The sequence below is a fragment of the Kitasatospora sp. NPDC048540 genome, from assembly GCF_040651175.1.
Taxonomy (GTDB): domain Bacteria; phylum Actinomycetota; class Actinomycetes; order Streptomycetales; family Streptomycetaceae; genus Kitasatospora.
The window spans coordinates 1-5,420 of sequence record NZ_JBEZIR010000231.1 but is presented as its reverse complement, the minus strand read 5'-3'; the positions used below and the strand labels follow the sequence as shown (position 1 = coordinate 5,420).

The following is a 5,420-nucleotide window of genomic DNA, read 5'->3' as shown; positions in this document are numbered from 1 at the left end:
CTGCGGGAGCTGTTTCCGGATCTCGCCTCGCCGCACCGGGTCCTTGAACTGACCCTGGCGGTGGGTCTTCGGGGCAGCTGACGCGTACTTCGACCGTCCAGCACTGCGTCCGCGAGGGGGCGAGGAATCGTGCGCTCCCGGCAGCTGCACCGTGATCGCGGACCACCCGGCGCTGCGCCCCGCCCGACCATACGGCCACCGGCCGGGGCGGGGCGGGCGGTCGGTCAGGCCGGCCGGGCCCGGCGGGCCGGCCTGGTCTCGGCCAGCGCCAGGCCGGCGACCGACAGCAGCAGCACGCCGGTCCCGGCGGCGGTCGCCGCGGTGAGCCGCTCGCCGAGCAGCAGCACCGCGATCACGGTGGCGCTGACCGGCTCGATCAGGGCCACCACCGAGGCGGTGGTGGCCCGCACCACGGCCGCCCCCGCGAAGTACAGCCCGTACGCGAGCGCCGTCGGTACCGCCGCGAGGTAGGCCAGCAGCGCGAGGGTGCGCCCGAGCCCGGCCGGGTCCGGCCACAGGCCCTCCGCCGCCGCGAACGGCAGCATGCACACCGCACAGACGGTGAACGACCACAGCGTGGTCGCGTACGGGCCGTCGCCGCCGCCGCTGCGCCCGAGCCGCCGGGTGTACAGCGTGATGCAGGCGTACCCGGCGGCCGACAGCAGGGCCCAGCCGATGCCCGCCAGGTCGGCCGGGCCGCTGCCGCCGTCCCCGAGGACCAGCACCGCCAGCCCGCCGAGCGCGCCGCCGACGGCCAGCAGCCCGCTGCCGCCGAGCCGCTCACCCATGGTCAGCCGGGCCCCGGAGGCGATCATGACGGGTGCCGCGCCCAGCGTGACGACGGTGGCGACCGCCAGCCCGGTCCGCTGGACGGCGAGGAAGTACGCGGCCTGGAACAGGGTCAGCCCGAGACCGTTCACCAGGATCCGGCCGAGCCGGGCCGGGCGGGGGACACGGGGGACGCGGGGGACGCGGCCCGTCGGCACCGGCCGGCCGGCGGACCGGCGGACGGCGAGCAGCAGGGCCACCCCGCCCGCCGAACGCCAGAAGGTCAGGGCCATCGGGCCGAGGCCGCTGTGCCCGTAGAGCAGCGCGGCGGCCGCGCCGGCGGTCCCCCAGGCGGTCGCGGACAGCACGAGGTAGAGCAGGGCCCGCCCGACGGGCAGGGCACGGGAAGCCGACATGGTGTGGTTCTCCCACCGAAGACGAAAGGGGTCGGTTGCTGGGGTCCCGTACGCGGGCGACACCGACCGGCCCGGGGCGTGATCACCCGGGAGAGGTCCTCAGTGGCCTGGCCGCCCGCTCAGGCGGCGGGAGGTGGCAGAACGGTCTGCGGCATGCCGGCCAGCCTATCGCGCCCGGTGCGACCCGGCGGGACGCCGGTGAGCGGTGACGGGATTCGCGGAGCAGGCGCGGTGGTCGGGGGCGGGCCGGGCGCGGGTCGCGGCGATCTGCGGGGGTCGGCCGGCTGGCCGCGGTGCGCGGTGCCGAGGGGGCGCCGCCTCGCCGCGGGTGCCGCGTCGGCGGTCGGGGGCGGTGGAGGTGGTCCGGGCGGTGGAGCTGGTCGGTGCCGCGCAGGTGGGCGGGGTCGGCGGGCGAGTCTTGTCAAGCTCTTGTGAAGATCGCTAGCATCCCCGCAGGTGGTCCCGGAGGGCGGTTGAGAGGGGGCGGCCGTGTCGGCGGCTTCGGCATTACCCGGACGGCAGGACGAACTCGCCGCGCTCGCACGGGCGGTGGAGCAGCTCGGTGCGGGCCGCGGCGCGGTGCTGGAGATCGCGGGCGATCCCGGCATCGGCAAGACCGCCCTGCTGAACCGGCTCGCCCGGCTGGCGGCCGACCGCGGCGCCGCCGTGCTGCGGGCCCGGGCCCGCCCCGAGGACGCGAAGCCGTACCAGCTGTTCCGCGACGCCTGGGACGGCGCCGAACCGCCCTGTCCCGGCGGGCCGTCCTGGGACTCCGCCGCCGACCGCGACCTGGTGCGGGCGCTGCGCTCGCCGGGCGGGGGGTGCGGCCCCGGAGCGGTCCTGATCCTGGACGACCTCCACCACGGCGATCCCGCCTCGATCCGGCTGGCCGAGCGGCTGGCCGGTGAGCGGCCGCCGTACCTGCTGGCGCTCGCGCACCGTCCCCGGCAGACCTCGCCCGCCCTGCTCGCCGCGCTCGACGAGGCCCAGCAGGCGGGCACCTTGCACCGGGTCGAGCCGGCGCCGCTGGACGCCGCCGCGGTCGCCGCCGTCCTCGCCGAGGCCGCCGCCGACGGGCGCGTGGCCCGCGGAGCCGAGCAGGCCGAACGGCTGCGCGCCGCCGCCGCGGGCAATCCGCGGATCCTGCGCGTCCTGCTGGCCGCCGGGGCCGACCCGGAGGTGTGGCCCGAACGCGCCGTGGGGGCCGCGGGCCCGTTGCTGCGCGCCGCCGCGCCGCTGATCGCCGAGTTCGACGCGCTCTCGGTGGCGGCGACGGAGGTACTGGCGGCCGCCGCCGTCCTCGGCGAAACGTTTCTGCTCGGTGAGCTCGCCCAGGTGGCCGGGCACCATCAGGACCGCACCGCCGAGGCGGTCGCCGAACTCACCCGCGCGGACCTGCTCAGACCCGGCGGCCCGGCGGGCGGCCTGACCTTCCGCCATCCCGTCCTCGGCCACCTGGTGCACCACCGGATCGCCCCCGGTCTGCGGCTGCACGCCCACCGCCGGGCCCTCGCCCTGCTGGAGGCCCGGCAGGCCGGGGCCGCCGCCCGGGCCCGGCACGCCGAGCACGCCCTGCTCGGCGGCGACCGGCCAAACCTGGTCGCCGTGCTCGCCGAAGGCGCCGCCGAGGTCTACGCCTCGGCCCCCGCCACCGCCGCCCGCTGGCTCGGCGCCGCGCTGGCCGCCCTTCCGGCCGCCGGGCCCGGCGCCGAACACCGGGTGGCGCTGGGCCTGGACCGCTGCCGGGCGCTCACCGCCGCGGGCCGCCTGGAGGAGGCCCGTACCCTCGCCCACGAACTCCTGCGCACACCCGGCGGCCTGCCCGAACCGCGCCGCACCGCGGCCCTGGCCGCCTGCGTCGAGGTGGAGCGCCTGCTCGGACGCTACGCCGAGGCCGACGCGATGGCCCGGACCGTCATCGACACCCTGCCCCGGCCGCTGCCTGCCCCGCTGCCTGCCGACACCGTCCAACTGGTCTTCGACCACGGCCTGGTGCACGCCCTGCGCGGCACCGCGGCCGAGGTCCGCACCCTCGCCCACGAGGCCGCCACGGCCGCCGCCGGATCCGACCCCGACGACCGGACGGCGCTGCGCGTCCTGGCCGCCTTCTGCGACAGCTACGCCGGTGACCTCACCCGGGTCGGGCCCGAGGTCGTCCGCTGCGGGCAGTTGGTCGACGCCCGGCCCGACACGGTGGCCGGCCGGGCCCCCGAGGTGCTGGCCCTGCTCGGCTGCGCGGAGCTCTACCTGGAGCGCTTCACCGACGCCCACCGCCACCTCAGCCGCGGCCTCGCCGTCGCGGGCGGCGGTGCGCAAAAGCACGTGGCGGTCAACCACCTCATCGGCCTGTCCACGCTGGAGAACTGGGCGGGCCGGCTCGACCTGGCGCAGCGGCACGCCCGGGAGGCGGAGCGGCTCGCCACCGAACTCGGCGCCCCAGACGCCGTCGGGCTGGCGATGGCGATGCGCGCCTCCGCCCTGCTCTGGACGCTGCCCGCGCGCCGCACCCCGGAGGCGGTCGCACTCGCCGAACGGGGCCTGCGGCACACCGTGCCCGGCAGCGGCTGGTGGGGCGGCTCCGCGCTCGGACTGCTGGCCCTGGCCCGGCTGGTCGGCGGGGACCCGCAGGACTGCCTGCGCACCTTGCTGGAGGGCGGCGGCGAGGACCTCGCGCTGCTCCAACCGGCTTCCCGCCCTTCGCTGTTGGCCCTGATGACGACGGCAGCGGTGCACGGCGGCGACCTCGACCTCGCCCGGCGCAGCGCCCGCGCCGCCGACGCCGCCGCCGGCGGGCTGGGCCGGCCGGCCTTCCAGCAGGCCCAGGCCGACCGTGCGGGCGCCGCGCTCGCCGCGGCCGAGGGCGACCACGGGCGCTCGGCGGAGCTGGCGACCGCGGCGGCAGGCGCGTTCCGCGCGCTGCGGATGCCGGTCCTGCACGCGTGGACGGTGCTGGCCGCCACTCCGGCGGCGGCCCGGGCGCACGGCCCGGCGGCGGCGCTCGCCCCGCTCGACGACGCGATCGAGGGGGCGCGGCGGTGCGGGGCGCTGCGGCTGTGCGAGGACGGCGCCAGGATGCGCGCGGCACTGGTTGCGGCCGGGCCGCCCGGCTCGTCCGCCCCGGGCCCGGTCGCCGCTCTGAGTGCGCGCGAACGCGAGGTGGCCGAACTCGCCGCGGCCGGGCTCCCCAGCCGGCTGATCGCCGAGCGGCTGGTCCTCAGCCCGCGGACGGTCGACACCCACCTCGGCAGCGCCTACCGAAAACTCGGCGTGGGCTCCCGGCTCGCGCTGGCCCGGCTCCTGCACCGACCGTCCGGCGCGGGGTGACGGCGCGGGCCGTTCCCGCAGCGCTGCGACGTTCCGTCGGGCGTTCACGTCGGCGGGTACGGCCCGGAGTTCGGCAGTCCGGTTGCGTAGGTCTACGGATGTCGGGGGAGCGGAGCCGCGGCGAGACTCGTCCGCGGCGGGGCGGCCCCCGGGCCGCGACCCCCGCACCCTCGCACCTCTACCGTGGAGTCACCCATGCAGCTCAGGAAGGCCTTCGGCGCCGTCGCCCTCGGGGTCACCGTGCTCACCGCCGTCCCGGCGATCGCCCTGCCGCAGGCGGCCTTCGCCAGCGACTGCTACACGTCCTGCGACCCGTGGGACAACAACGACCCGAATGACACGATCGTGGTCATCGGCCACCCGCAGCCCGAGGGCCCCGGCCCCGGCCCCGGCGTCATCTTCCCCGGGGGCGGCGGCGGCAGCGGGGCGACGGCGGTCGTCTACAGCAAGGGCCAGACCTGGGAGGAGCAGGAGTTCTGCCGGCGCAACACCAACACCATCCCCGAGCGGCTGTCCACGACGGTGCAGTACAACACCTCGTTCAAGATCACGGCCAGCATCTCCTCGGAGGCGCTCACCGCGCTGAAGGCCTCGCTCGGCGCCGAGGTCAACACCTCGGTGACCCGGACGCACAGCCTGGACGCCACGCTCAACCCGGGCCAGAGCCTGGGGGTGTTCGTCGAGATCCAGACCAACGTGTACCAGATCACCACCTACGACTTCACGGGCCAGCAGCACGTCGACTACATCAACGTGACCGCGCCGACCGGTGTGGTCACCGACCACGCGTGCTGATGACCTCCGCACCGCCCGGGGCGGCACGACGCCCGGTCATCGACTACGCGATCAAGCAGACCGAGGGCCAGCTGGAGAAGCTCGGCCCCACCACCGACTCCGCCCCGTACGGCATCG

Annotated in this window: 3 protein-coding genes; 2 read left to right on the top strand and 1 reads right to left on the bottom strand. The window is 77.3% G+C overall.

Going from position 1 to position 5,420, the window contains the following annotated elements; translation table 11 throughout:
• Nucleotides 1-224: 224 nt before the first annotated feature.
• Entirely contained in the window at nt 225-1,184 is a 960-nt protein-coding gene (locus AB0D08_RS40105; protein WP_033820846.1) for an EamA family transporter, read from the bottom strand.
• A gap of 489 nt (nt 1,185-1,673) precedes the next feature.
• On the opposite strand from AB0D08_RS40105, the gene AB0D08_RS40100 reads away from it, so the two are divergent.
• Nucleotides 1,674-4,508, top strand: coding sequence for a LuxR family transcriptional regulator (locus AB0D08_RS40100; protein ID WP_359895293.1), 2,835 nt, complete (start codon nt 1,674-1,676; stop codon nt 4,506-4,508).
• A gap of 195 nt (nt 4,509-4,703) precedes the next feature.
• Nucleotides 4,704-5,303 carry a DUF6426 family protein gene (locus tag AB0D08_RS40095; protein WP_033821730.1) on the top strand — a complete coding sequence of 200 codons (600 nt, stop codon included), beginning with the start codon at nt 4,704-4,706 and terminating at the stop codon, nt 5,301-5,303.
• Nucleotides 5,304-5,420: the final 117 nt, after the last annotated feature.